36 protein-coding genes are annotated in these 26,112 nt (G+C 44.4%); 3 read left to right on the forward strand and 33 right to left on the reverse strand.

Features of this window, described 5'->3' with window-relative positions:
* Positions 1-214: 214 nt before the first annotated feature.
* On the reverse strand, positions 215-439 hold the full coding sequence (locus A8F94_RS24090; protein ID WP_066207019.1) for a hypothetical protein: 225 nt from the start codon (positions 437-439) through the stop codon (positions 215-217).
* A 141-nt stretch (positions 440-580) separates the two neighbouring features.
* Here A8F94_RS24090 and pdaB point away from each other — a divergent pair, with 141 nt between their 5' ends.
* Positions 581-1,333, forward strand: coding sequence for a polysaccharide deacetylase family sporulation protein PdaB (gene pdaB, locus A8F94_RS24095; RefSeq protein ID WP_066207021.1), 753 nt, complete (start codon positions 581-583; stop codon positions 1,331-1,333).
* Positions 1,334-1,391: 58 nt separating this feature from the next.
* Here the strand turns inward: pdaB and A8F94_RS24100 are convergent, their stop codons facing one another.
* Positions 1,392-2,069, reverse strand: coding sequence for a KinB-signaling pathway activation protein (locus A8F94_RS24100; RefSeq protein ID WP_066207024.1), 678 nt, complete (start codon positions 2,067-2,069; stop codon positions 1,392-1,394).
* Positions 2,070-2,207: 138 nt separating this feature from the next.
* On the opposite strand from A8F94_RS24100, the gene gerD reads away from it, so the two are divergent.
* Positions 2,208-2,783, forward strand: a complete 576-nt coding sequence (gene gerD / locus A8F94_RS24105; RefSeq protein WP_066207027.1) for a spore germination lipoprotein GerD — start codon at positions 2,208-2,210, stop codon at positions 2,781-2,783.
* A 36-nt stretch (positions 2,784-2,819) separates the two neighbouring features.
* Here the strand turns inward: gerD and A8F94_RS24110 are convergent, their stop codons facing one another.
* The 3 genes from A8F94_RS24110 to A8F94_RS24120 form a co-directional block, all read right to left on the reverse strand.
* A complete protein-coding gene (locus tag A8F94_RS24110) occupies positions 2,820-3,878 on the reverse strand; it encodes an Mrp/NBP35 family ATP-binding protein (RefSeq protein WP_066207029.1) in 1,059 nt (352 codons plus the stop codon).
* A 155-nt stretch (positions 3,879-4,033) separates the two neighbouring features.
* Positions 4,034-4,735 carry an N-acetylmuramoyl-L-alanine amidase CwlD gene (cwlD, locus tag A8F94_RS24115; protein WP_254660941.1) on the reverse strand — a complete coding sequence of 234 codons (702 nt, stop codon included), beginning with the start codon at positions 4,733-4,735 and terminating at the stop codon, positions 4,034-4,036.
* Between the two features lie 77 nt (positions 4,736-4,812).
* On the reverse strand, positions 4,813-5,256 hold the full coding sequence (locus tag A8F94_RS24120) for a DUF2521 family protein (protein WP_066207035.1): 444 nt from the start codon (positions 5,254-5,256) through the stop codon (positions 4,813-4,815).
* Positions 5,257-5,438: 182 nt separating this feature from the next.
* On the opposite strand from A8F94_RS24120, the gene A8F94_RS24125 reads away from it, so the two are divergent.
* A complete protein-coding gene (locus A8F94_RS24125; RefSeq protein ID WP_066207038.1) occupies positions 5,439-6,698 on the forward strand; it encodes an MFS transporter in 1,260 nt (419 codons plus the stop codon).
* A gap of 106 nt (positions 6,699-6,804) precedes the next feature.
* Here the strand turns inward: A8F94_RS24125 and A8F94_RS24130 are convergent, their stop codons facing one another.
* The 28 genes from A8F94_RS24130 to rplX all read right to left on the reverse strand — a co-directional run bounded on the left by A8F94_RS24130 (position 6,805) and on the right by rplX (position 26,110).
* Positions 6,805-8,385, reverse strand: a complete 1,581-nt coding sequence (locus A8F94_RS24130; RefSeq protein WP_066207041.1) for a fatty acid--CoA ligase — start codon at positions 8,383-8,385, stop codon at positions 6,805-6,807.
* A gap of 156 nt (positions 8,386-8,541) precedes the next feature.
* On the reverse strand, positions 8,542-9,696 hold the full coding sequence (locus A8F94_RS24135; RefSeq protein WP_066207044.1) for a thiolase family protein: 1,155 nt from the start codon (positions 9,694-9,696) through the stop codon (positions 8,542-8,544).
* A 38-nt stretch (positions 9,697-9,734) separates the two neighbouring features.
* Positions 9,735-10,880 carry an acyl-CoA dehydrogenase family protein gene (locus tag A8F94_RS24140; protein ID WP_066207046.1) on the reverse strand — a complete coding sequence of 382 codons (1,146 nt, stop codon included), beginning with the start codon at positions 10,878-10,880 and terminating at the stop codon, positions 9,735-9,737.
* Positions 10,881-10,914: 34 nt separating this feature from the next.
* Positions 10,915-11,682 (reverse strand): 3-hydroxyacyl-CoA dehydrogenase, encoded by a 768-nt coding sequence (locus tag A8F94_RS24145; protein ID WP_066207049.1) that lies wholly within the window; start codon positions 11,680-11,682, stop codon positions 10,915-10,917.
* 291 nt (positions 11,683-11,973) lie between these two features.
* Positions 11,974-12,366 carry a 30S ribosomal protein S9 gene (gene rpsI, locus A8F94_RS24150; protein WP_066207052.1) on the reverse strand — a complete coding sequence of 131 codons (393 nt, stop codon included), beginning with the start codon at positions 12,364-12,366 and terminating at the stop codon, positions 11,974-11,976.
* A gap of 18 nt (positions 12,367-12,384) precedes the next feature.
* Positions 12,385-12,822 (reverse strand): 50S ribosomal protein L13, encoded by a 438-nt coding sequence (gene rplM / locus A8F94_RS24155; protein ID WP_066207055.1) that lies wholly within the window; start codon positions 12,820-12,822, stop codon positions 12,385-12,387.
* Between the two features lie 252 nt (positions 12,823-13,074).
* A complete protein-coding gene (truA, locus tag A8F94_RS24160) occupies positions 13,075-13,812 on the reverse strand; it encodes a tRNA pseudouridine(38-40) synthase TruA (RefSeq protein WP_066207057.1) in 738 nt (245 codons plus the stop codon).
* Between the two features lie 13 nt (positions 13,813-13,825).
* On the reverse strand, positions 13,826-14,623 hold the full coding sequence (locus tag A8F94_RS24165; protein WP_066207060.1) for an energy-coupling factor transporter transmembrane component T family protein: 798 nt from the start codon (positions 14,621-14,623) through the stop codon (positions 13,826-13,828).
* The gene (locus A8F94_RS24170; protein ID WP_066207063.1) at positions 14,620-15,486 is read right to left on the reverse strand and encodes an energy-coupling factor ABC transporter ATP-binding protein; all 867 of its coding nucleotides are present in this window, start codon (positions 15,484-15,486) and stop codon (positions 14,620-14,622) included. Before A8F94_RS24170 ends, A8F94_RS24165 begins: the two co-directional genes overlap by 4 nt.
* Positions 15,462-16,301, reverse strand: a complete 840-nt coding sequence (locus A8F94_RS24175; protein WP_066207066.1) for an energy-coupling factor ABC transporter ATP-binding protein — start codon at positions 16,299-16,301, stop codon at positions 15,462-15,464. The genes A8F94_RS24170 and A8F94_RS24175 overlap by 25 nt, the downstream gene beginning before the upstream one ends.
* A gap of 392 nt (positions 16,302-16,693) precedes the next feature.
* On the reverse strand, positions 16,694-17,056 hold the full coding sequence (gene rplQ, locus A8F94_RS24180) for a 50S ribosomal protein L17 (protein WP_066207072.1): 363 nt from the start codon (positions 17,054-17,056) through the stop codon (positions 16,694-16,696).
* Positions 17,057-17,110: 54 nt separating this feature from the next.
* Positions 17,111-18,055 (reverse strand): DNA-directed RNA polymerase subunit alpha, encoded by a 945-nt coding sequence (locus A8F94_RS24185; RefSeq protein WP_066207075.1) that lies wholly within the window; start codon positions 18,053-18,055, stop codon positions 17,111-17,113.
* 171 nt (positions 18,056-18,226) lie between these two features.
* Positions 18,227-18,616 carry a 30S ribosomal protein S11 gene (gene rpsK, locus A8F94_RS24190; protein WP_043931544.1) on the reverse strand — a complete coding sequence of 130 codons (390 nt, stop codon included), beginning with the start codon at positions 18,614-18,616 and terminating at the stop codon, positions 18,227-18,229.
* 22 nt (positions 18,617-18,638) lie between these two features.
* Complete coding sequence (gene rpsM, locus A8F94_RS24195) at positions 18,639-19,004, reverse strand: 30S ribosomal protein S13 (RefSeq protein ID WP_066207078.1); 366 nt, start codon at positions 19,002-19,004, stop codon at positions 18,639-18,641.
* A gap of 24 nt (positions 19,005-19,028) precedes the next feature.
* The gene (rpmJ, locus tag A8F94_RS24200) at positions 19,029-19,142 is read right to left on the reverse strand and encodes a 50S ribosomal protein L36 (protein WP_066207081.1); all 114 of its coding nucleotides are present in this window, start codon (positions 19,140-19,142) and stop codon (positions 19,029-19,031) included.
* A gap of 37 nt (positions 19,143-19,179) precedes the next feature.
* Positions 19,180-19,398, reverse strand: a complete 219-nt coding sequence (gene infA, locus A8F94_RS24205; protein WP_026693344.1) for a translation initiation factor IF-1 — start codon at positions 19,396-19,398, stop codon at positions 19,180-19,182.
* A gap of 295 nt (positions 19,399-19,693) precedes the next feature.
* Positions 19,694-20,440 (reverse strand): type I methionyl aminopeptidase, encoded by a 747-nt coding sequence (gene map, locus A8F94_RS24210; RefSeq protein WP_066207084.1) that lies wholly within the window; start codon positions 20,438-20,440, stop codon positions 19,694-19,696.
* Positions 20,440-21,090, reverse strand: coding sequence for an adenylate kinase (locus A8F94_RS24215; protein WP_066207087.1), 651 nt, complete (start codon positions 21,088-21,090; stop codon positions 20,440-20,442). The genes map and A8F94_RS24215 overlap by 1 nt, the downstream gene beginning before the upstream one ends.
* A 58-nt stretch (positions 21,091-21,148) precedes the next feature.
* Positions 21,149-22,444: a preprotein translocase subunit SecY gene (gene secY, locus A8F94_RS24220; protein WP_066207090.1), complete on the reverse strand. Its 1,296-nt coding sequence runs from the start codon at positions 22,442-22,444 to the stop codon at positions 21,149-21,151.
* Positions 22,444-22,884: a 50S ribosomal protein L15 gene (rplO, locus tag A8F94_RS24225; protein ID WP_066207093.1), complete on the reverse strand. Its 441-nt coding sequence runs from the start codon at positions 22,882-22,884 to the stop codon at positions 22,444-22,446. The genes secY and rplO overlap by 1 nt, the downstream gene beginning before the upstream one ends.
* 33 nt (positions 22,885-22,917) lie before the next feature.
* Positions 22,918-23,100 carry a 50S ribosomal protein L30 gene (rpmD, locus tag A8F94_RS24230; protein ID WP_043931550.1) on the reverse strand — a complete coding sequence of 61 codons (183 nt, stop codon included), beginning with the start codon at positions 23,098-23,100 and terminating at the stop codon, positions 22,918-22,920.
* A 14-nt stretch (positions 23,101-23,114) separates the two neighbouring features.
* Entirely contained in the window at positions 23,115-23,615 is a 501-nt protein-coding gene (rpsE, locus tag A8F94_RS24235; RefSeq protein ID WP_066207096.1) for a 30S ribosomal protein S5, read from the reverse strand.
* A gap of 24 nt (positions 23,616-23,639) precedes the next feature.
* Entirely contained in the window at positions 23,640-24,002 is a 363-nt protein-coding gene (rplR, locus tag A8F94_RS24240) for a 50S ribosomal protein L18 (RefSeq protein WP_066207099.1), read from the reverse strand.
* A gap of 32 nt (positions 24,003-24,034) precedes the next feature.
* Positions 24,035-24,571 carry a 50S ribosomal protein L6 gene (gene rplF / locus A8F94_RS24245; protein WP_066207103.1) on the reverse strand — a complete coding sequence of 179 codons (537 nt, stop codon included), beginning with the start codon at positions 24,569-24,571 and terminating at the stop codon, positions 24,035-24,037.
* A gap of 30 nt (positions 24,572-24,601) precedes the next feature.
* The gene (rpsH, locus tag A8F94_RS24250) at positions 24,602-25,000 is read right to left on the reverse strand and encodes a 30S ribosomal protein S8 (protein ID WP_066207104.1); all 399 of its coding nucleotides are present in this window, start codon (positions 24,998-25,000) and stop codon (positions 24,602-24,604) included.
* A gap of 29 nt (positions 25,001-25,029) precedes the next feature.
* Entirely contained in the window at positions 25,030-25,215 is a 186-nt protein-coding gene (gene rpsN, locus A8F94_RS24255) for a 30S ribosomal protein S14 (protein WP_009499044.1), read from the reverse strand.
* A gap of 24 nt (positions 25,216-25,239) precedes the next feature.
* A complete protein-coding gene (rplE, locus tag A8F94_RS24260) occupies positions 25,240-25,779 on the reverse strand; it encodes a 50S ribosomal protein L5 (RefSeq protein ID WP_066207105.1) in 540 nt (179 codons plus the stop codon).
* A 25-nt stretch (positions 25,780-25,804) separates the two neighbouring features.
* The gene (gene rplX, locus A8F94_RS24265) at positions 25,805-26,110 is read right to left on the reverse strand and encodes a 50S ribosomal protein L24 (protein WP_066207107.1); all 306 of its coding nucleotides are present in this window, start codon (positions 26,108-26,110) and stop codon (positions 25,805-25,807) included.
* Positions 26,111-26,112 lie beyond the last annotated feature (2 nt).

Here is a 26,112-nt window from a genome sequence, read left to right on the forward strand (position 1 = left end):
TCATATTATTGTTTGTTGACGCTTGTTTGTTTAGTTTTCAAAGAACAATTTACCGCTCAACAGCGACCTTATTAATATAACACACCATCAACTAGTTTGTCAAAAGTTTTTTTGGTGAAAGTTGCTTAACTCGCTGCAACGTTTTTCAGTATAACAAGGTCTTTATACAAAATCAATATTGTTTTTTATTTTTTTGACTGGAATTTACTTACTGCTAACCCCGCTTTAATTTTCTTTTTCTCATATACTTCAAGCAGTCAATTGGTGGAGCGATTCTTCTGAATAGAGAAAAGAGAATTTTATATCGCTCTTCCATTGCTCGCTTAGCAATAGAATCAATGCGTTCATCTTCTAGATCAAACAAAATCTCCTCCATTTCTCTCTTTATCAAGTACTCAATTTCCTTCACTTCTTTCGAATTAATCAGTATTCCAAGCATTCACTAAACCCCTCTGCATTTAATGTTGAAATTATGATTACCAGATTATTCTATTGTATGTATTTGTTAATAGAATTCATACATGTCCCTGGCAAAGCATAAATATAGGGACAGGGAGTGCTTGGATGAGGAGGTAAGCGTATGAATGTATTTGTCGTACTGAATGGCAAGCGGGCAAAGCAAATTATTCTTATTATTGTTTCAGCACTATTTGCTGCTTGGATCCTTTTTATGGAGAATTTAGTGCAAGTACCGGTCTTTTCGACAAAGGATGGGCCTAAGGCAGTATATAAGGGGGAAAAAGATATTGCCCTTACGTTTAATATTGGTTGGGGAGATGAAAAAGCCGCCCCTATTCTGGATGTGCTAGAAAAGGAAAATATAAGAGCCGCCACTTTTTTTCTTTCCGGTTCTTGGGCTGAGCGGCATCCTGATTTAGTAAACCGGATTGCAAAAAAAGGGTATGAAATCGGAATACTGGGCTACTCTTATGAGGATTACAGGACGCTTGAGGATGCACAAATCAAAAAAGACCTCGCAAAGGCTCAAACCGCCTTCGGAAAGCTAAACATTAAAGGAATTGAACTTATCCGCGCTCCAACCGGGCATTTTGATCAACGGACCTTGAAAGTAGCAGAACGATTTGGCTACACAGTTGTTCATTGGAGTGTCGATTCAAAAGATTGGACCAACCCCGGAGCAAAAAAAATAATTGCCAATGTTAATAAAGCGGGACCGGGTGATATCATTCTGTTACATGCATCAGACTCAGCAAAGCAAACTGCAAAGGCCCTTCCTGCTATTATTCAGGGCTTAAAGGATAAAGAACTTACATTTGTTTCTGTATCAGAGATGATCGCAAATGGGGATGCAAAGTCAGAAGAGGTCCGGTGATTGAAAAAATAAAAGGCCGTCCAGAAAATACTGGATCGGCCTCTATCAGTTTCATCTTTTATTTAGCTTTTTTCTTTTTGTTTTGAGCAGGACCCACTTTAACAGCTTTTCTCTCCAGCAATTTCTTCCGTTCCTCCTGAGATTTTTGATTAAGCTTATGAAGGACTAATAGCTGATAAGAGTTACAGACAAGTAAGGGAAACAGCATCAAATAAAACCAACCTTCATCATTGGCACGGAGAACAGGAACCCATTCCAGGATTGTAGCAACGACTATAAAGAATAATGCTGGAATAAAGGCTTCTTTGTTAGTCTGCTTCATTTTGAGCCATGCAACCAGTACCCCTATCACAAGGATTACAATTGCAGGAATCAGATAAGGAAAAATACCTTCATCCGGTTTTGCAAATGCTTCATATCGAAGGTAAACCAAATCAAAAGCCACAAAGGCAATCAGAACCATTTGTACAGAATTCCAAAGTTTAGCTGACTTAAAAATTCCCAGTCCGAATCGATGAATCGTCAAATAGGCAAAAAAACCAGCTTGACTTAACAGACTGAAAATCATCCCTACCCCCACTAACCAAATTGTGACAGACAGAATCTCCAGTATTTCAAAGTTAGCAAACAAAGGCTGGAATTTGCCCCATTGGACAATAAACCCAACAATTATGGTTACACCAGCCCCAAGCATCAATGTGTTTAAAAATAATTTCACCCAATTACGGCTAGTCACAGTCTTTCCCCCAGTATGTATAATGCAGTTCAATTGTACCATAGGCGAACTAAAAATCCATGCTTTCCATAAACGAATAATTAATAGGTTTTTTCTTCATTCTAAACATAACTGGATTTGTGAAGGGGAGTTTTAGGTATGAAGAAATATCTGGTACTGCTTGTCTCAATTACAATCCTGATTCTATCTGCCTGTACAGGGGGAGGCAATCAGGCACAAAGCAAGTTGGATTACGAGGAAACCAAGAAAATGTTAGTGGATATTCTTCAAACAGAAGAAGGGAAGAAGGCCATTCAGGAAATCGTTACAGACGATAAGATAAAACAAGAAATGATTATGGATCAAGCTGTTGTTAGCGAAACGATCCAAAAGACGTTAACCTCCAAGGAAGGCACCGATTTTTACAAAAAGTCACTTGAAAACCCCAAGATAGCCGCCAGCTTGGCCAAAGGTATGAAAACGGGAAATGAACAGCTCTTAAAGGATTTAATGAAAGATCCTGAATACAGGGCAATGATGATTGAAATCCTCAAAGATCCCGAAATACAAAAGGAAATGACCGATGCGCTTAAAAGCAAGGACTTCAGGCTTCATCTTCAGAGTGTAATCGCTGAATCCATGCAAAGCCCGATCTTTAAAGCAGAAATGCAAAAGCTGCTTTTACAAGCGGCAGAAGAAGCAACAAAGCCGGAAAAGGGCCAGGGGGATTCATAATTGAAAGCCTCTTCCACTATCGGAAGAGGCTTCGTTTTATTCCTTTTCAAGGAGATTGATTACCTTGTCAGCAATTTTCAAATAAGCTTCACCAATTGGATGGTCTTCTTGATAGACGGAAGGCGCAAAGTCCTCTTCATTCCAGTCAGGCTGTCCAAGCGGAAGTTGTCCAATGACCTGAGTGTTGAGAGCTTCAGCAAGCCTTTCTCCACCGCCACGGCCAAAGATATATTCCTTATCTCCAGTTAATTTACTCTCAAAATACGCCATATTTTCAATAACACCAAGAATTTCATGCTCTGTCTTTAAAGCCATTGCACCGGCACGCGCAGCAACGAACGCCGCTGTAGGGTGCGGTGTCGTTACGATTATTTCCTTGCAGGAAGGCAGCATGGAATGGACATCAAGCGCAACATCCCCTGTACCAGGCGGCAAGTCAAGCAACAGATAATCCAGTTCCCCCCAATTTACCTCCTCAAAGAAACTGTTCAGCATTTTTCCCAGCATCGGGCCGCGCCAAATGATTGGCGAATTGTCCTCCACGAAAAAACCCATTGAAATGACTTTAACCCCAAACCGTTCAACAGGCAGAATTTTTTCGTTTTTAACTGCTGGACGCTCGGAAATTCCCATCATATCTGGAACGCTGAATCCATAAATATCAGCGTCGATCAATCCAACCTTCTTTCCCACGCGAGCAAGGGATACAGCAAGATTAACCGAAACAGTCGATTTCCCTACCCCACCCTTTCCACTGGCAATTGCAATAAATGTTGTCTTGCTGCCCGGGGCCAGCAAATTTTGGACTCCGTCTGCAGACTCCGGACGATGAGCGGTAAGCACCTCATCAGGAAGTTGGCTAAATCTGATTCCGACAGAAGCTGCCCCCGCACCTTTTAAAGCGTTAACAATTTGCGTCTGAAGCTGTAGCTGTTCCGCGGTCCCAGTCTTGGCTATTGAAACCTTGACACTGACGTGGCTCTTTTCTTCTTTTACCTTTATTTCTTCAATAGCATTTAGTTCACCGAGCGATTTATGTAAAAATGGCTCTTCCATTACGCTTAGTAATTCTCTAACGTTTGCCTCTGTTATCATTGAAAAAGCACCTGCCTTTTTAAAGTTTAAATAAAATGCTTTCACTTTTCATAATTATAGCATAATTAATAGACCTTGCTGTTAACTAGGACACACCCCCAATCCTTTTTAATCAAATAAACGAGGGAGACTCGGTGTCTCTCTCGTTTATTTAGTCATTTTTTTGTATAGTATCGGATAATCCCCTTATAGATTGACGCAGCAACCATCTCCTGATAGGAGTCCCGCTCCAAATTCGCCTTTTCAGTTGGGTTGGAAAGAAACCCCGCTTCTACCAGCACACCTTGACTGTCAGCATGTTTTAGGATATATAAATTATTTAACGGCTTTGCTTTTCTTGTTGTATTCTCAAGATTTATCCTAAGCTCCTGCTGAATAAGCTTTGCAGCCTTTGCGTTTTCCTTCCTCTTTGAGTTATAAAAGGTTTGTGCCCCACTCCATTGGGGGGAAGGAATGGCATTAAGATGTATGCTGATAAAGAGGTCTGCATTGGATTCATTGATAATTTTGATCCGTTCCTTTAAGTCGGCTGCCTTTCGGCGGCTATAGCCTTTCATATCGACCGGTGCCAGATCTTTATCCGTCTCACGAGTCATGATAACTATGGCACCCTGCTGCTGCAGAAAATCACGCAATTTAAGTGAAATGCTAAGGGCAATATCCTTTTCCTGCATCGGGCGGTCTCCTGCACCGCCATCAACGCCGCCATGCCCCGGATCAAGTAGAATGACTTTTCCCGACAGCGGCAAGCTCCAGGTTGTCCATGTCTCATTTTCATTTAAGTCGTATTGAATAATAAAAAACAGTACAACCAGACCTACTGCAAAGGCAGTCCGTTTTAGCCTTCGTTTCCACACTCCGTCCATCCCCCTGCCTGTCCTTTTCCATATCACTATATGGCAGGGGAAAAGTATTTAGAACAGGAATCACGCCGTTAGTGCAAACGAAGCTTATATCGCCTGCAGCCCTTCTCATATCCTTCAATCCACCAGGCCCTTACATATTGTTCACATTGAAAGTAAAGTGCTTCGGAGTAAAACCCTTCCTCTCCTGCCCCCCAATAGAGCAGAAAATTATAAAGGGTATCAATTAAATGAGTTTCTTCAGATTCACACCGTTCCAGTGTCAACTCAACTTGTTCACCGGTATGGGCAAATTTTGAGAAACTGGCCCCAAGAAGATAAGACTCAAGTGCAACATCATAACAGGCTTCAAGAATGCCCTGATTCTTAAAAAGACCGCCTGTAAGCCTTGTTGATCCAAAGAAATCTTTAGTTCTTTTTTTCAAATCCTCTATATTTATTTCTCTTAAGACAGAACGTTCATACTTAATCTGCTTCTCGCGCCGTTTTTGAGATAAAGTTGTAATCACATTCAATGCTTTCACCTCTTACAGCTAGTCTTTATCCGTGCCAAAAAGAGAATACAGCTCGCAGTAGTGAATCGGTTTCCATTTTTACAACCAATTAGCAATTTCATTTGATATACTAACTGAATATAAAGAATATTAGTGGATTACTCCTGAGTTTCCTGAAAATTAGACAGAAAAGAAGTGTGGTTATGAAAAGAAGTGTTCACTACGCTTGGGTGATATTAGGGGTTTCATTTTTTGGCGTACTTGCGAGCCAGGGCGTCCGGTTTTCCTTCGGGGCCTTTATGGAATCATGGGAAGAATTTTTCCTGGCAACACGGGGTACCATTTCGGCCGTGTCGTTTTTAAGCTTTATTGTATTTGCTGTTGCCCAGCCGCTAGCCGGAAAAATGATTGATCAATACGGGGTAAGAATCGTGTTTGTCGTTAGTACTGCGATTGTGGGCATCGGCACCCTTCTGACCTACTTTGCAACATCAATCTGGCAGCTTTTCCTCCTGTACGGTGTTATTTCCTCAGCCGGTTTTGGGGGCGCTTCCGGAGTCACAGCAACCGTAGCTGTAACGAAGTGGTTCACAGCAAAACGCGGACTGGCCCTTGGCCTGGTGGAGGCCGGTTTTGGCGCAGGCCAGATGGTGATTGTGACAAGTTCCATCTTCCTAATTGAACTTTACGGCTGGCAAAGCACCGTCATCATCCTCGGGCTGTTCTTGCTGCTTGTTGTCTGCCCAATTCTCGGCTTGCTGCTAAAATCTGAGCCAGGGGATGCAGGTTATGAGCCGTTAGGCGGTGCAGCACCATTAGAAGAAGTTGCTGAGCCATCGAGCATTGAGGGTGGCAAATCTCGTCCAGGAAGAAAATTTTGGTATTTGCTTATCCCCTTTTTTGTGTGTGGCGTCACAACGACCGGACTGATGGATACCCATTTAATTCCGTTTGCCCAATACTGTGGATTTTCGCCTGCTGTTACGAGCACCGCGGTTAGTTTGCTCGCTGGATTCAATATTCTTGGGACATTAGCAGCCGGCGTCCTTGCTGATAAAATTGATAATAGAAAGATACTTGCCTTCCTTTATTTCGGAAGAGCATTGACCATCTTGTTTCTGCTTGTCTTCTCAAGCCAGGCAAGCTTGGTGGCTATCTTTATAGAAAATCCGGTATTGCTTCTGGCCTTTTCCGTTTCATTCGGGCTTGTCGATTTCGCGACAGTTCCGCCGACTGTTAAACTGATGTCAGAGTACTTTAAAGGACAATCACTCGGTCTTTTGACAGGCTGGCTTTTCATGAGCCACCAGTTTGGCTCCGCACTCGGTTCGTTTATTCCCGGTCTATTGTTTGACTATGCTGGCAACTACAGTCTTTCGTTCTTATTCGCTGTTTTCCTTCTGATTGGAGCAGGAGTGTTAAGTGCTCTATTGCCAAAAGAAAAGGCACAGGTCAGTGTGTAATATAATTAACCCAATTTGGGTTTGGTATTTTTGTGTTAGTAAAATAGGTCTCCAGCAAATCGTCTGGAGACCCTTACAAAGAAAAAGTATGAATTTTGATTTACCATTAGGCATGGGGGTTGGCAGCTCTCTGTGCTAACAGTTCCTCCAGATTTTTACGCAGCAGGAACTTTTGGATTTTTCCGCTCGCATTTCTTGGGAGGGCATCGACGAAAATATAGTTCCGAGGGCGCTTGTAATTAGCAAGGCTATTGCTTTTTTTACAAAGCTCATCCAACTGCTCTTCCGTCACTGAAGGATCTTTTAAAACAACAAATGCGGTCACACTTTCTCCCCAACGGTCGTCAGGCTGTCCAAGGACTGCAACATCAACAACTCCCTTATGCTCATAAAGAACATCTTCGACCTCACGAGGATAGATGTTTTCCCCTCCAGAAATGATCATATCATCCACCCTGTCCTTCACCCATAAATAGCCTTCCTCATCAAGGTAGCCAATATCGCCGGAATGATACCAGCCTTTGTGCATCGCCTTTTTTGTTGCTTCCTCCCGGTTGAAGTAACCGGTCATCATGCATGGCCCCTTAACAATGATTTCACCATTTTCTCCTGGCGGAACAATATCGTCGGGGTCAGACGGTCCATCTTCCCGCGGACGAACAACCCTGATTTCATGGTTAAGGCATGCCTGCCCGGCCGATCCCGCTTTTGTTAGCTGGTCCGCTTCGGACAGGAACGTAATCGCGGGCCCCATTTCCGTCATCCCGTAGGCTTGGACAAGGGAAATACCAAGCCTGTCATGGCAGGCATGAACCAAAGTCGGCGCCATTGGTGCCGCCCCGTAAAGTCCCAGTTTCAGGCTGTTCAGATTGTAGTTTGACAGATCCTCTTGAAGAAGTATATTCCACATGGTTGGGGCAGCAAAGAACTTGGTGACCTTTTCCGATTCAATTAGGTTGAGAACTTTTTTGGGTTCAAACTGGTGCAGGATTACATTTTTTGCGCCTATATGCACGCGCGGCAAAAAGGCACAGTGAAGTTCGGCACAATGAAACATCGGGGCGGTAACAAGACCGGCATCTTCGTGTACAAGCCTTGTTGCGCTAATCACAATCAGGCTCTGTTCTGCCATGTCCCTATGCAAGTGCATGACCCCCTTCGGACGGCCTGTCGTTCCGCTCGTATACATAATCGCGTATAGGTCATCACAGTTAACTTCATTTTTGATATCTTGGTCCGTGGCAGCCCCTACCTTTTCGTGGTACCTTGCTGCATACGCTGGAACTTCATCATCAATGAACCAGAATCCTATATGTGGGAATCGAGCTTCAATTCCCGATATGATCGGCTCCAGAGCCTTTTCAAATAGAACAACCTTTGGCTGCGCATCACCAAGTATATAAGCAACTTCCTCTCCAGAGAGCCTGAAATTGATTGGGTTGAACACTGCCCCGATTTTTGCACACGCGAAAAATGCCGTTGCCAGCTCCTCGGTATTGAACAAGAAGGTGGAGACCCTATCGCCTTTTTTGACTCCTTCTTGAAGGAGAGCATTGGCCAGCCTGTTTACCTCCCTGCTCCACTCACTGTACGTGAAACGGAGATTTTTCCGTACATCATAAAGCGCTTCTTTGTTGGGTAATTTCTTTACCGTAAGATCAAAGATTTTGCCAAGTGTAATGCTCATTTTCTTTCCCCCTCATTGGTAAATAGGGCGGAGCAGTATTATTCATGAGCAGGAACAGTTTACCAGGATGTATTGGGATAAAGGGTTCTGTTTTGCCCGGTTCCACCCATTGCCTAAACCGCTGGCTTCATTTCAAAGTGTTTGCTCTTGCAAAAATCAGGATAGACGTTCAATAATGGTTGCATTGGCCATGCCATGGCCCTCGCACATTGTCTGTAATCCATAACGGCCTCCGCCCCGTTCAAGTTCACTCATCATCGACAGCATTATTCGTACTCCACTTGCACCAAGCGGATGCCCAATGGCAATTGCCCCGCCATTCGGGTTGAGTTTTTTAGGGTCGGCACCGGTTTCCTTTAGCCAGGCAAGCGGGACGGGAGCAAACGCTTCATTAACCTCAAAGACATCAATGTCATGAATGGAAAGCCCCGCTTTTTTTAGGGCCTTTTCGGTTGCTGGAATTGGCCCTGTCAGCATCAAGGTTGGATCCGAACCAACAACCACCCTTGTGTTAACACGAAAGCGAGGATTTAGCTTAAGTTCTGCAGCCTTTTCCCCGGACATCAGCAGAAGGGCGCCCGCTCCGTCACTGATTTGGCTTGAATTTCCTGCAGTGATGAGCCCATCTTTCTTGAAAGCAGGCTTCAAGCTGCCGAGCACATCACTTGTTGACCCTTCCCTTGGTCCAGAATCATTCATAATAAGCTGGGTTTCCCCATTTTCCAAGATTACCTCAATCGGCATGATTTCTTTTGTGAAAAAACCCTCAGCCTGTGCCTTCAAGGCTCTACGATGACTTTCAGCTGAATACTCATCCAAATCCCTCCGCTTAAAACCATAGACATCCGCAATGCGTTCCGCTGAGAGCCCCTGATGAATTAGCTCATATTTCTCTTTTAGCTTCAGACTAAACGGATGGGCATTTCCATAATTAGAACCCATAGGGACACGCGTCATGCTTTCCACGCCACCTGCAATAACGATATCCATATCGCCCGACAAGATAGCCTGTGCTGCAAAATGGATGGCCTGTTGGCTTGACCCGCACTGACGATCAATTGTTGTCCCGGGTACTTCAATAGGGAACCCGGCTGTGAGTGCAGATACCCGGGCAATATCACCTGCCTGTTCACCTGTTTGAGTTACACAGCCAAGAATGACATCATCTATTAGCGTTGCCTCAATACCCGTACGCCTGACAAGTTCCTTTAGTACCCCCGCAGCCAGATCATCGGGCCGAATATCCTTCAGTACCCCGTTTCTCCGGCCAACCGGTGTTCTCACTCCTTCAACAATTACGACCTCTCTCACATACTTATCTCCCTTCAAGGCAGGATTCCCGCAAGTCGTTAGAGTCCCAAATTTTTTGCTATGATTGTCTTCATGATTTCATTTGTACCGGCATAGATGCTTGAAACCTGGATATCCCGAAATCTCCTCGCAATCTCATATTCCTCCATATAGCCATAGCCGCCATGGAGCTGCATACTTTCCGCAGCAATCTTTTTAGCTATATCTGTAAGTTTCCATTTCGCCATTGATACCTTTGTGACAATGTTTTTCCCTTCCATATGCGCCGCAATTAATGCATCAAGGAAGGCTCGCCCCATTTCAATATCTGTCGCCATCTCTGCCAGCTTGAACTGAGTGTTCTGAAACTTCCCAACTGACTTCCCGAATGCCTCCCTGCCCTTCACATAGTCCATCGTCAAGCTTAGCATCACTTCCGATGCTGTCTGCGCTGCAATGGCGACAATCAGACGCTCTTGCTGAAGTTTTTCCATCATATACAGGAAGCCCTGTCCTTCTTCACCTAGCAAGTTCTCTTTAGGGACCCGGCAATCTTCAAAAATCAGCTCTGCTGTGTCCTGACTGTGAAGGCCTACCTTATTCAGCTTCCTTCCTCGGGAAAACCCTGGTGTTTCACTTTCAACCAGCAATAGGCTAATTCCTTTATACGTAGGAAAGGCTTTCGTATCTGTTTTGCATGCCACAAGGATAAGATCGGATTGAATGCCATTCGTAATGAACGTCTTTTGGCCATTTAGGATATACTGATCACCGTCAAATACAGCAGTAGTCTGGATATTGGCGAGGTCGGAACCCGCTGCCGGCTCAGTCATTGCAATGGCCGTGATGATGTCTCCCGTTGTACAGCGTGGCAGCCAGCGCTGCTTTTGTTCCTCTGAACCATACGCAGATATGTAAGGAACAACAATATCATTATGAAGGCCAATCCCGACCATGCTGGAGCCTACACGTTCAAGCTCTTCATTGATGATAACAGAAAAGCCCCAGTCCACTCCGCTTCCCCCATACTTTTCATCAAGGTCCGGACAAAGATACCCCTGCTCCCCCATTTTTGTCCAAAATGCCCTCGGTATTATCCTGTCTTTTTCCCACTTCCCATAATTGGGATAGGCCTCTTTTTCAAGGAACTTGCGGAGCGACCTTTTGAAAATATAGTGGTCTTCCTGCAGATATGGATGTTTCATCTCTTCCCTCCGATTGTAAACGCTGTCAATTTAGTTAGCGCGGCTGCATTCGGACTGCCCCATCCAGCCGGATTGTCTCCCCGTTTAGCATCGGATTTTCGAGGATGCTGACTGCCAGCAGCGCATATTCCTCCGGAAGTCCAAGCCTGGAGGGGAAAGGTACACTACTGCCCAGCGTCTCCCTCGCTTCTTGTGGCAATGCTTCAAACATAGGTGTATGAAATAGACCGGGGGCGATGGTCATCACTCGTATTCCTAAAGATGCCAATTCGCGAGCGACTGGCAAGGTCATTCCTACTACACCACCTTTTGATGCACTGTAGGCTGCCTGCCCAATTTGTCCTTCAAATGCAGCTATCGAAGCCGTATTGATGATGACTCCCCGTTCGCCTTTTTCGTTTGGATCATTTTTTGCCATAAACTCCGCTGTAATCCGGATGGAATTAAAGGTGCCAATCAGGTTAATAGTAATAACTCTCTTAAAGAGCTCAAGATCATGCAGCCCTTTTTTTCCAATTACTTTTGCTGCGGGCGCGATACCGGCACAATTTACTGCTGTATTAATAGAACCAAATTCCTCAGCTGCCAAAGCTGCTGCTTGTAAAAAGCTCTCTTCTTCCGTCACATCCGTTTTGATGAATATTGCGTTCGGCCCTAGCTCTTCGCTCAAAGCACTACCTCGTTGTTCATCTAAATCAAGTATCGCAGCCTTTCCTCCTTTCTCAATAATTGCACGGACAGTCGCTTCTCCAAGCCCCGAAGCGCCGCCCGTTGCTATAGCTCTGCAATTTTGGATAATCATTCGGCACCAACTTTCCGAATTGTTAGAATACTTTTACCCATTATACTATTCCCCGTTTACTTACTCTACTCCCAGCATGGAAGGCGACAAAGAAACAAAAATGATTACAAAAATCTACATTGGTAGTAAACCAACTAAGTTTAGGTGTTTGGGACTTTTCACATTAGCCAACAATCACTAAAATATAAATGTAATCAAAAAAAACGGTGAATAATAGGCACCTCCCGAAGAGTCTGGAAAACGCAAAAAGACCCCCAACACAAATGGTTGAGAGTCTTTGATAAGCAAAAATTAACGCTTTGAGAACTGAGGTGCACGACGAGCGCCTTTAAGACCGTATTTCTTACGCTCTTTCATACGCGCGTCACGAGTCAGAAGACCTGCACGCTTCAGAGTTGGGCGGAATTCTGGATCAGCTTGCAGCAATGCACGTGCAATGCCATGGCGGATTGCGCCAGCTTGGCCAGTGTAGCCGCCGCCTTTTACGTTTACAAGGATATCGTAGCTGCCAAGAGTTTCAGTCGCTACAAGCGGCTGCTTAACTACTTCACGCAGTGCTTCGAATGGAATATAGCTAGTAATTTCACGATCGTTAATTGTGATTTGGCCATTGCCTGGTACTAGGCGTACGCGGGCAACAGAGCTTTTACGACGGCCTGTGCCGATATATTGAACTTGTGCCAAGTTAATACCCTCCCTTTATTATCCGCGAAGTTCGTAAACTTCTGGTTTTTGTGCTTGGTGCGGATGCTCGCTGCCAGCATATACATGCAGCTTCTTATACATTTGACGGCCAAGAGAATTCTTTGGAAGCATGCCTTTAACAGCAAGCTCGATCATTTTCTCAGCGTAGTTTGTGCGCATTTCAAGCGCAGTTCTTTGCTTCAGACCGCCTGGGTGCTGGGTGTGGCGATAGTAAATCTTGTCATTCAATTTGTTGCCTGTAAGAGTTACTTTAGAAGCATTAAGAATGATAACATGATCGCCAGTGTCGACATGCGGTGTGAAAGTTGGTTTGTTTTTGCCACGTAGGATTGCTGCAACTTCGGAAGCAAGGCGTCCAAGAGTCTTGCCTTCTGCATCAATCACGTACCATTTACGCTCGATATTGTTGGCATTCGCCATAAATGTTGTACGCATGAGTTTCCCTCCTAATTAAATCAAAAAGATAGTATCGCGCTTTATGTCAGCTGCCAGGCTTCCTGCTCTGTTCCGGGAGCGGCGCCGGAGTGGTTTTGCGCATCAAGTGTCAAGTTCATATATTCTTAATCACGATGAGGCTTTCCGGGGCTTTATCGTGGGATTAAAATACACACATATGATATGATAAACGCTTATAGGGCAGATGTCAAGAAAATATTATACACCAGGTTTAGTTGTCAGAGAAAAATATCAGTAGTAGACTTCCCACAAATACAAGCCATGGGCAGGTGCGGTTTTACCAGCTTGGGTTCGATCCCTGTCCATAATCAGGCTCTTCATTTCTTCTGGTTTCCTCGCACCAGTCCCTACCTCCAGAAGTGTCCCCGTCATGATTCTTACCATGTTGTATAGAAAACCGTTCCCCTTGAAAGAAATCACAAGCTTTTCCTCTTCTTCCGAAAAACCAATATCCGTTACTGTCCTTACTTTATCTTTAACATCTGTATTCGAAGCACAAAAACTTGAAAAATCGTGTGTTCCGCATAATTGCCGCGCTCCTGCCTTCATCACCTCAATATCCAGGGGATAGGAAAAATGATAAGCATAATTTCGGCTAAAAGGATCTCTTTGTCTGCCAAGGTGGAGAACGTAACGATATTCCTTCCCTATCGTGTCAAACCTTGCATGAAACCCGTGGGCGGCCTTTTTTACTGAGAGCACAGCGATTTCCCCTCCAAGTAACGAGTTAAGCGCAACTGCCCAGCGGTCCTCAGGAATAGAGAGTGGTGAGTCAAAGTGAATAACCTGCCCTTTTGCATGGACCCCCGCGTCCGTCCTACCCGATGCGGTTACCTTCACATGTTCACCTTTATGAAGCTTAGAGAGGGCAGCCTCCAGCTCTCCCTGAACGGTACGTTTTCCCGGTTGAACCTGGTACCCGGCAAAGCCTGTCCCATCATAAGAAATAATGCATTTATAGCGCTGCATACTTTCCCCTCCATTAAGAACGCAATAGTGCCAGGACAACAGCCAAGACAATCAATAAAAGAATTTGGATAGTATCCGCTTGCTTCCATTCAAGCTTTCTGAACCTTGTCCTTCCCTCTCCGCCTCGATACCCTCTCGCTTCCATTGCAGTGGCCAAATCCTCAGCCCGTTTGAATGAGCTAACAAATAAAGGAATTAATAAAGGAATAATTGCTTTAATACGATCTTTGATTGGACCGCTGCCAAATTCTACTCCACGTGCAATCTGGGCCTTCATAATTTTATCCGTCTCTTCCATAAGAGTCGGTATAAACCTAAGGGAAATAGACATCATCAAAGCAAGCTCATGGACAGGGAATTTGATTTTCTTTAATGGATTCAGCAAGATTTCAAGCCCATCTGTTATTTCGATAGGTGTGGTTGTTAACGTAAGCAAGGATGTTACAAGTATCAGGAAAAAGAACCTTAAGGAAATAAAAATCCCCTGCCGAATCCCTTCTTCATAGATTTTTATCCAGCCAGCATCTACGACTAAGTCGCCTTCCCGGTTCAGGAACAAATGAAGCAGGAGAGTAAATACAACAAGCCAGAGGATTGGCTTTAATCCCTCATAAAGAAATTTAGGAGGTATCTTTGACATCCCAAGCAGGTAAAAAGTATAAACACCCAATAGCCCATAGGTTATGGCGTTATTTGCGAGAAAGACAATGACAACAAAAGAAAAAACGAGTATTAGCTTGGACCGCGGATCCATTTTGTGAATAATTGAATCTGCAGGAACATACCGTCCGAAAATGATTTTATCCATCATATGCGATTGCCCCCTTCAGAACGGGCGATCGCTTCAGCCAGTTTTTCAATCGTTAAATAAGTTTCTCCAAGTTTAATCCCCATCTGGCGTTCCCACTTCAACTGAAAACGTACTGATTCTGGAACATCCAGCCCTAATTCAACTAGTTCGTCGGGATTCGAAAAGATTTCCTTGGGTGTCCCGGACTTCACTGCCCTTCCCTGGTGCATGATGGCGATTTGGTCGGCATAGCGGGCAGCGTCTTCCATACTGTGAGTTACGAGTACAGTAGAAAGGCCTCGTGTCTTATGGAGCTTATAAAACATATCCATAATTTCTTTCCGGCCTCGAGGGTCAAGTCCAGCAGTCGGCTCGTCAAGGACTAGTACATTAGGCTCCATCGCAAGTACGCCTGCAATCGCTACACGGCGCATTTGCCCGCCAGAAAGCTCAAAAGGCGACTTTTGCAACACTTCCTCATGGAGACCCACCTGACTGAGGGCCGCTCTTGCCATCCTTCTTGCTTCAGCCTCAGAAACTCCAAAGTTCATCGGACCAAAGCAAATATCTTTTTCCACTGTTTCTTCAAACAGTTGATGTTCGGGAAATTGAAACACGATTCCGACTTTCTGACGGACATCCTTGAGGTTCTTCTCCTTTTTTCCAGCTACAATTTCACGTTCACCAATTTTAACTGTACCTGATGTTGGCTGAAGAAGCGCATTGAGATGCTGAAGAACTGTTGATTTCCCAGAACCGGTGTGGCCAATGATAGCCAAGTATGTGCCTTGAGGAATGTCGAGTGAGACGTCATGGATCGCCAATCGTTCAAAAGGCGTACCAGCCTGGTATCTAAACTCTATCTTTTTGAGTGATATATCCATAGTTCCCTCACCAACTCTTCTTCAGCCAAATAGTTCTTGCTCAGTTCAATTCCTCGTTCTTTCAATGCTTTGCCCATTTTTACTGAAAATGGAATATCAAGTCCCAATGATAGTAATTCTTCATCCAAGGCGAAAATCTCCTCAGGATTTCCCTCCCGGTAAACCTTGCCTTTATTCATCACAATGATCCTATCTGCCTTAGCGGCTTCATCCAGGTCATGGGTAATTGAAACAACAGTCATTGTCTTCTCCTCTTTCAACAGTCTCACTGTCTCGAGTACTTCTTCCCTGCCTTTTGGGTCTAGCATGGAGGTCGCTTCGTCAAGGATAATGATCGATGGCCTTAAAGCTAGTACACCAGCTATAGCAACCCGCTGTTTTTGGCCTCCTGATAGATGGTGCGGCTCTTGATCGAGAAATTCTCCCATTTTCACTTTTTCTAATGCTTCCGGCACCCTGACTGCCATCTCTTCTTGAGGAATTCCGTTGTTTTCCAGACCAAAAGCCACATCATCCTTAACTGTTGTGCCAACAAACTGATTATCAGGATTTTGAAAGACCATTCCAATTTTTTTTCGGATGTCCCATACGGTTTCGTCATTCAAGACGAAGCCATCCACTTTTACAGTCCCTGCCTGCGGATAGTGAAGGCCGTTTAACAGCCTGGCTAGCGTTGATTTACCTGACCCATTGTGGCCTACAATTGCCAGCCATTCGCCTTTAAGTACATCAATGCAAATATCTTTAACTGCATAATCGTTCGCTGTGGGATATTGAAACGTAACATGCTCAAGACTTATGATGGGTTCAGCCATGCTGGTCAATCTCCTCTCATCTCATCTTCTCTCTGCTAACTCTCTAATAATACAAAAAAAGCCTGCATCCCGCCCCCCTACAGACTTGTCTTAAGCGCTGTGAAACAGGGTTTTCTTAAAAGAAAATGGGAGGGATGCATGAGCTAGACGGGACAGGATAAGAAGGCAAGGTAATTCTGCACTTCTTCCGGATTTTATGGCAATTATCCAAACTGACCGGTTATCTTAGGCGATATTCCTGCCCATCGTAACGCTCTTTTTGGCTTGTGCGGTAAATCTTATTCGATTGTAAAAGCCACCGAAGGCGCTTCCACTATAGGAAAGAGCAGTCCAAAAAGGACTCTCTTATGAAAGAGGGCAAGAAAATTTTCCTGCCCTCATATTTGAATCTATTAAACGAGTTCGATAATGACCATTGGTGCACCATCACCGCGGCGCGGACCAATTTTCATAATGCGTGTATAACCACCTTGACGCTCTGCATAGCGTGGTGCGATATCACCGAACAACTTCTGAACTGCGTCAGTGTTGTTTTCCGCATCTGCTACTTCATTACGGACGTAAGCTGCTGCCTGGCGGCGTGCATGCAAGTCTCCGCGCTTTCCAAGAGTAATCATTTTCTCTACAACAGAACGCAATTCCTTCGCACGTGTTTCAGTAGTTTGGATACGTTCATTAATGATTAGGTCAGTTGTAAGGTCACGAAGCATTGCTTTACGCTGTGCGCTTGTGCGGCCTAATTTTCTGTATGCCATGAAGGGTTCCCTCCTTTGTTGAAGTCATGAAGGCTTATTTGGGGCACGGAACGATTAGTCGTCCTTGCGAAGTCCCAGTCCAAGCTCTTCTAATTTTGCTTTCACTTCCTCAAGTGACTTACGGCCAAGATTTCGCACTTTCATCATATCTTCCTCGGTCTTGTTGGCAAGTTCCTGGACAGTATTGATTCCCGCGCGCTTCAGGCAGTTGTAAGAACGGACGGAAAGGTCAAGTTCTTCAATTGTCATCTCAAGGACTTTTTCTTTTTGATCTTCTTCTTTTTCAATCATGATTTCAGCATTTTGTGCTTCATCGGTAAGGCCGACAAAGATATTCAAATGCTCTGTCAAGATTTTGGCTCCGAAGGCGATAGCTTCTTGAGGCCCGGTGCTGCCGTCAGTCCAAACATCCAAAGTAAGTTTATCATAATTGGTCATTTGCCCAACACGAGTATTCTCAACTTGATAGGATACACGGGAAACAGGAGTAAAAATCGAGTCAATTGGAATAACACCAATCGGCTGGTCTTCTCTCTTGTTTTGGTCCGCAGGCGTATAGCCACGTCCGCGCTTAGCAGTCAGGCGCATACGAAGATTTCCGTTTGAACCCAATGTAGCAATATGCAAATCAGGATTCAGGATTTCAACATCACTGTCATGAGTAATGTCGCCGGCTTTGACCGTACCTTCGCCCTGTACATCGATTTCAAGCGTCTTTTCTTCATCGGAGTATATTTTTAATGCGATTTTCTTAATGTTTAAGATAATGGATGTAACATCCTCAACGACGCCTTCAATTGTTGAAAACTCATGTAGTACCCCATCGACCTGGATCGATGTGACTGCTGCACCTGGGAGTGAAGATAGTAGGATACGACGTAAGGAGTTACCCAGAGTTGTACCATATCCACGCTCAAGTGGTTCTACGACGAACTTCCCGTATTTGGCATCATCGCTGATCTCAACCGTTTCGATTTTTGGTTTTTCTATTTCGATCATCAAATATACCCTCCTTCAAAACGTCGAAAACCCGGCCTATTCTTTCGGCCGAAATTCCCCCATGTATTCGTTCCCTGTTTGTGCACAACAACTGGAATATTGATTCTGCTAGAACGAAAAGATAGTATCATATCCCATTATAGACATGGATACAATTTCTATACAGAAAAATTAAACACGGCGGCGTTTTGGCGGACGGCAACCATTGTGAGGAACCGGAGTAACGTCTTTAATTGCAGTAACTTCAAGACCAGCAGCCTGAAGAGCACGAATCGCAGCTTCACGTCCTGCACCAGGGCCTTTTACAGTTACTTCAAGAGTTTTCAATCCATGTTCCATTGATGTTTTAGCAGCAGTTTCAGCAGCCATCTGTGCAGCATATGGAGTGGATTTACGGGAGCCCTTGAATCCAAGCGCACCTGCACTAGACCAAGAAATTGCATTACCATGAACGTCAGTGATGGTTACGATTGTATTGTTAAAAGTTGAACGAATATGTGCAATACCTGCTTCAATATTCTTTCTCACACGGCGTTTGCGAGTATTAGTTTTACGTGCCATTTGTAAGTACCTCCTTTACTGATTATTTCTTCTTGTTCGCTACAGTCTTACGTGGACCTTTGCGTGTACGTGCATTGTTCTTGGTGTTTTGGCCGCGAACAGGCAGGCCACGACGGTGGCGAATACCACGGTAGCTTCCGATTTCCATCAGGCGCTTGATGTTAAGCGATACTTCACGGCGAAGATCACCTTCTACTTTTAGCCTGTCAATGATGTCACGGATTTTGTTCAGTTCATCTTCAGTCAGATCACGAACACGAGTGTTCTCAGAAACACCTGCTTCAGCAAGAACTTTTTGAGCTGTATTTTTACCAATACCATAAATGTAAGTTAATGAGATAACTACACGTTTTTCACGAGGAATATCTACACCAGCAATACGTGCCATAAATTTAGAGCACCTCCTTCTTTATTAACCTTGTTTTTGTTTGTGTTTAGGGTTTTCACAAATAACCATTACTCTTCCGCGTCTGCGGATAACTTTGCACTTTTCGCAGATCGGTTTTACAGATGGTCTTACTTTCATTATCCTAACCTCCTTAGCAGTTCGGAGTGCAATCGGCTTATTTAAAGCGGTAGGTAATCCTGCCGCGTGTTAAGTCGTATGGAGACAGCTCCACTGTCACTTTATCGCCAGGCAGAATTCGGATGAAATGCATACGGATTTTGCCTGAAACATGAGCAAGCACAGTATGGCCATTTTCTAATTCTACCTTAAACATGGCGTTCGGCAAAGTTTCAGTTACTTTGCCTTCAATTTCAATTACATCATCTTTAGCCATCGAATTCGTCTCCCTTCTCTAGATCGGACAGGCGTTCGTTTGAAAACTTCATTATGGCGAAGCGCAGCTCTCCAATTGTGCCGCTGCCTCTTCCCTGATACTGTATAAACGTCTGGAGCTATGCGGTCCAGTAGTTGGAGATGCCTGAGAAAAGATTATTCGGGCAATCATTCTATCGCGTCTTACCATCAGCCACCAGAACTAATTGCTCATCAACCAACTTTTTGATTATACCATAATGGCTCCCGCCGCGTCCTTCTTAATAGTACAATTAACCAGGAGTTATTTAAAATCATCACAGGATTGTGAGGATTTCAAAGCCTTCCTCTGTAATTGCAACTGTGTGTTCAAAATGGGCGCAGTTTTTGCCATCTACTGTTACAACCGTCCATTCATCAGCCAGTGTTTTCACATACCGGCTGCCCGCATTCACCATCGGTTCAATTGCCAGCACCATTCCAGGCCTGAGCCGTGGACCTTTGTTGGGAGGACCATAATGTGGGACTTGAGGGTCCTCATGTAAGTCTTGCCCTACTCCATGCCCAACATACTCGCGTACAATGGAAAAACCGTTTTCCTCCACATACACCTGAATCGCATGCGAGATAGTTGAAAGACGCTCGCCTGGCTTTGCCTCTTCCAGTCCTTTATATAGCGACTGTTCTGTAACATGCAATAGACGACTGGTTTCCTCGTCTATTTCACCGACAGGATACGTCCAGGCTGAGTCACCATGATAGCCATTGTACTTGGCTCCAATGTCAATGCTGATAATATCCCCTTCTTTTAAAACACGGCCGCCCGGTATACCATGTACAAGCTCTTCATTCACTGAAGCACAAATACTTCCGGTGAAACCATTGTAGCCTTTAAAGGAAGGAGTTGCGTCATGCTTACAGATCACTTCTTCTGCAATGCGGTCCAGTTCTTTTGTGGTTATCCCAGGTGCAATATGTTTCTTAAGCTCCTCATGGGCTAGTGCCACAATTCTGCCCGCCCTCCGCATTATATCAATTTCACGCGGTGTCTTGCAGATGATCATTAGCGATTGCCCCCAAGCAATGATTCAATGTCAGCAAAAACTTCTGAGATTTCACGCTGGCCATCGATATTGCGCAGGTAACCTTTTTCGGAATAAAAATCAAGCAGCGGCTTCGATTGAGCTAAATTTACGTTAAGCCTGTTTTGAACTGTTTCAGCATTATCATCAGCCCTTTGATAAAGCTCGCCTCCACAGCGGTCACAGACTCCCTCTTTTTTAGGGGGATTGAAAACAAGATGATACGTTGCCCCGCAGGATTTGCAAATACGGCGTCCAGTCAGCCTTTCCATCAAAATCGATTTGTCCACTACTATGTTAAGGACATAATCAATTTTTTTGCTTAATTCTGAAAGAATGCCCTCAAGTGCTTCTGCCTGAGGTACAGTCCTTGGAAAACCATCAAGCAGGAAACCGTTGTTGCAATCATCTTTGCTTAAGCGTTCACGTACAATGCCAATCGTTACTTCGTCTGGGACTAACGCCCCTTCATCCATATAAGCCTTCGCTTTCAAACCAAGCTCCGTGCCTTCTTTCATCGCTGCACGGAACATATCTCCAGTTGAGATATGAGGAATGTTGTAGCGCTCTACTATTTTTTCCGCCTGAGTGCCTTTGCCCGCACCAGGAAGGCCCATTAATACTAAGTTCACGTAATTACCCCCTTAGGGATTAAGTGGTTTCAGGGAACAGACGTCCCCAAAACCAAGTTTACTTGATAAAGCCTTTATAATGGCGTTTTACTAATTGAGCTTCCAATTGCTTCATTGTTTCAAGTGCAACACCAACTACGATTAACAAACTGGTTCCACCAATTTGCGCAGACTGAGGCAAGTTGGCAACTTGAATAAAGATGATTGGAAGTATCGCTATGACAGCAAGGAATATTGCACCAACAAATGTGAGTCGATACAAAACGCGAGTGAAGTATTCCTGTGTTGGTTTACCAGGGCGTATCCCAGGTATATAGCCGCTCTGCTTCTGCAGGTTTTCAGCTGCCTGTTCTGGATTTACCTGAATAAACGCATAGAAATACGTAAACGCGATAATCAATGCTGCATACATAATCATTCCAACAGGATGTGTATAATCAAATACCCGCTGGATCCACAGCGTTACATCATTTGTAGGAAAAAACGATGCAATGGTCCTTGGTGTGATAATAAAGGAAACTGCAAAGATGACCGGAATAACCCCTGCAGCATTTACTTTTAGCGGCATATGTGTTGACTGTCCGCCTACAGGAGTACGGCCAGCTGTCATTCGCTTTGCATATTGGATCGGAATTTTCCTTGTTGCTTGCTGGACAAAGATAACTCCAACGACAATAGCGACTACAGCCAAAAGCAACAGGATGACAATCAGGATGTTAATGAACAATTTATCGCCTGCATTTTGGAACTGCTGAATGTAAATCTGGTTAACAGTTGTCGGAATTCCCGCTGCAATACCAGCAAAGATGATAATTGAAATACCATTTCCGACTCCTTTTGCAGTAATCTGTTCGCCAAGCCACATCAAGAAAGCTGTTCCTGCTGTCAATACAGTTGCAATCAACAAGTAGGTTGGGATATCCGGATCAACAATCAACTGGCTTTGAGTCATATTGTTAAAACCGTACGACATACCTAATGCCTGGATAAATCCAAGCACGATAGTGAAATAACGGGTGAACTGTGCTAGCTTGCGCCTGCCAACATCCCCCTGTTTTGCCCATTCAGTAAACTTCGGGACAACATCCATCTGTAATAGTTGAATGATGATTGATGCAGTAATGTAAGGCATAATCCCCATAGCAAGAATGGAGAAGTTTTGCAGCGCGCCCCCGCCAAACGTATTCAGAACTCCAAATACGCTAAACTGATCCTGGGCTGCTAGGATATCGGCATTGACATTCGGTACCGGAATGAACGTTCCGATACGAAATATCAATAGCATTAATAGGGTGAATAGGATTTTATTCCTTATTTCAGCCACGCGCATAAAATTGGAGATTGTCCGGAACATTAGATCACCTCAGTGTTTCCACCAGCAGCTTCGATTGCTTCCTTGGCAGCAGAGGAAAATTTATGAGCTTTCACAGTCAATTTTTTCTCAACGTTCCCTTTTGCAAGAATTTTAATTCCTGCTTTTTCGCTTTTAACAAGGCCAGCTTCAATAAGAAGTTCTGGAGTAACTTCTGTACCATCTTCAAAGCTGTTCAGGGCATCAAGGTTCACGATAGCGTATTCCTTGCGATTAATGTTAGTAAAACCGCGCTTAGGCAAACGGCGGAATAAAGGTGTTTGACCACCTTCGAAACCAACACGCACCCCACCACCGGAACGAGCTTTTTGGCCTTTATGACCTTTACCGGCAGTTTTACCTTGGCCAGAACCGATACCACGGCCTAGTCGCTTACGTTCTTTACGGGAACCTTCTGCAGGCTGTAATTCATGAAGTTTCATTTGGGCACCTCCTTATGAAAGAAAAGAAATCATTTATTGTTCTTTAACCGTTACAAGGTGAGCAACCTTGTTAATCATACCACGGATAGCGGCATTGTCTTGCTGCTCAACTGTTTGGTTCACTTTTCGCAATCCGAGAGCCTTAACTGTTTCGCGCTGGTCCTGCGGACGACCAATTACGCTTTTAGTGAGGGTAATTTGCAATTTGTTAGCCATTTTATTTCCCTCCCTTAACCTAACAGTTCTTCTACTGATTTTCCGCGCAATTTAGCTACATGTTCAGCACTCTTAAGCTGCTTTAGGCCATCGAGTGTTGCGCGAACCATGTTGATTGGAGTGTTTGTTCCAAGGGATTTGGATAGAATGTCTCCGACACCTGCAAGTTCAAGTACTGCACGGACAGGTCCGCCAGCGATAACACCTGTACCTTCATAAGCTGGTTTCAAAAGTACTTCACCAGCTCCAAAACGGCCGATTACCTCATGAGGCAAAGTCGTTCCAACCATTGGCACTGAAATCAAGTTTTTCTTGGCATCTTCTACAGCCTTGCGAATGGCATCAGGAACTTCCTGTGCTTTTCCTGTTCCAAAGCCTACATGGCCATTCTTGTCACCAACTACAACAAGTGCAGTAAAACGGAAGCGGCGTCCACCTTTAACAACCTTTGCTACACGGTTGATGGTAACTACGCGTTCTTCAAGTTCTAGTTTGTTTGGGTCAATGCGACGCATTTTTATGTGTCCCTCCTTTGTCTATTAAAATTGCAGGCCGTTTTCACGAGCCGCATCAGCGAGAGCCTGGATTCGGCCATGATATAGATATCCTCCGCGGTCAAAAACAACGGAACTGATACCTTTTTCAACTGCGCGTTTAGCTAGTAATTCGCCGACCTTTTGCGCAGCTTCAATATTATTGGTAGATTCAAGACCGAAATCTTTTTCGATAGTCGAAGCACTTGCAAGAGTAACTCCGTTCACATCGTCGATTAACTGAGCATACATGTGCTTATTGGAACGAAACACATTCAAACGTGGACGGGCTGCAGTTCCGGTAAGCTTGGAACGGACACGTGCATGCCTCTTCTTACGGCTCGCGTTTTTATCAAGCTTCGTAATCATTTACGTCACTCCTTTCGTATTACTATGCGGCATTACTTACCTTTTTTGCCTTCTTTGCGGCGGACAACTTCGCCTTCATAGCGAATCCCTTTGCCTTTGTAAGGCTCTGGAGGACGGACGCCACGGATGTTTGCTGCAAGTGCGCCTACACGTTCCTTATCATAGCCTTTAATACTAATTTTTGTATTTGCAGGAACTTCGATTTCAAGTCCAGCTTCAGGTTCGATTTCAACTGGGTGGGAATAACCGACGTTTAACACAAGCTTGTTGCCTTGCTTGGAAGCACGGTAACCAACACCAATTAGTTCCAGATTCCTTTGGAAGCCAGTTGATACACCTTCTACCATGTTAGAGATAAGCGCACGAGTTGTACCGTGCAAAGCACGAATCTCTTTCACATCGGAAGGGCGTGTAACTGTTACAGTATTGCCCTCAACCTCGATTCCGATCTCAGGATTGAAAGTACGGGTCAATTCGCCCTTAGGCCCTTTTACTGTAACTGTGTTCTTATCAAGAGTAACCGTAACTCCAGCAGGAATTTCGATTGGTTTTTTACCTATACGTGACATTTAGTGCACCTCCATTCATTCAAAACATTATTACCAGACGTATGCTAGAACTTCTCCGCCAACTTGCTTAGCACGAGCTTCTTTATCAGTGATGACACCTTGAGATGTAGAAACAAGTGCGATGCCAAGGCCGTTCAATACGCGCGGCACTTCGTTGGACTTAGCATAAACACGAAGACCAGGCTTAGAGATCCTCTTAAGGCCGGTTATTACACGTTCGTTGTTAGCACCGTATTTAAGGAAGATTCGGATGATGCCTTGCTTATTATCGTCAATTAGTTCAACATCACGGACGAAACCTTCACGCTTAAGGATTTCAGCAATTTCTTTTTTGATATTGGAAGCAGGTACTTCCAGCTTCTCATGGCGAACCATGTTCGCGTTACGGATGCGGGTAAGCATATCTGCAATTGGATCTGTCATTACCATTAATTTTACCTCCTTCCCAGACTTGGGGTTTACCAGCTTGCTTTTTTAACACCAGGAATCTGGCCTTTGTATGCTAATTCACGGAAACAAATACGGCAAAGCTTAAATTTGCGGTAAACAGAGTGTGGACGGCCGCAGCGTTCGCAGCGGGTATACTCTTGCACCTTGTATTTAGGCGTGCGCTTTTGCTTCGCAATCATTGACTTTTTAGCCACGTTTTCGCCTCCCTTATTTTTAGATTACTTTTGGAATGGCATTCCAAACTGAGTTAATAGCTCACGTGCTTCTTCATCAGTGTTGGCTGTCGTTACGATAACGATATCCATACCACGGACTTTGCTAACTTTATCGTAATCAATTTCAGGGAAGATCAATTGTTCTTTCACACCAAGGGTGTAGTTGCCGCGGCCGTCGAATGCTTTCTTGGAAATCCCGCGGAAGTCACGAACCCTCGGAAGAGAGACTGAAATTAATTTGTCTAGGAATTCATACATACGTTCACCGCGAAGAGTTACCTTTGCGCCGATAGGCATGCCTTCACGAAGGCGGAAACCGGCGATAGACTTCTTCGCACGTGTCACAACAGGCTTTTGGCCAGTGATCGTAGTAAGTTCTTCAACAGCATTGTCTAGGGCTTTTGCATTCGCTACTGCATCGCCAACACCCATATTTACAACGATTTTTTCTACTTTTGGAACCTGCATAACAGATTTATAGTTAAACTTGCTCACGAGAGCAGGAGTAATTTCTTTTACATACTTTTCCTTTAGGCGGTTCATCTATAGTACCTCCTTTCTCAATGGACTACTTATCTAATACTTCACCGGATTTTGTAACGCGTACCTTTTTGCCGTCAACAACTTTATGTCCAACACGGCTTGGTTTGCCGGATTTGTCAACAGGCATTACGTTCGATACATGGACAGGTGCTTCCTGGCTATTGATGCCACCTTGCGGATTGGCCTGGGAAGGTTTTGAGTGTTTTTTAACAATGTTCACACCTTCAACCAAAACGCGGTTTTGCTTCGGATAAGCTTCAAGGATTGTTCCTGTCTTGCCCTTATCCTTGCCAGAGATGACCATTACTTTGTCACCTTTTTTTACGTGCATCT

The sequence above is a fragment of the Bacillus sp. FJAT-27225 genome (genome assembly GCF_001685025.1).
Classification (GTDB): domain Bacteria; phylum Bacillota; class Bacilli; order Bacillales; family Cytobacillaceae; genus Bacillus_D.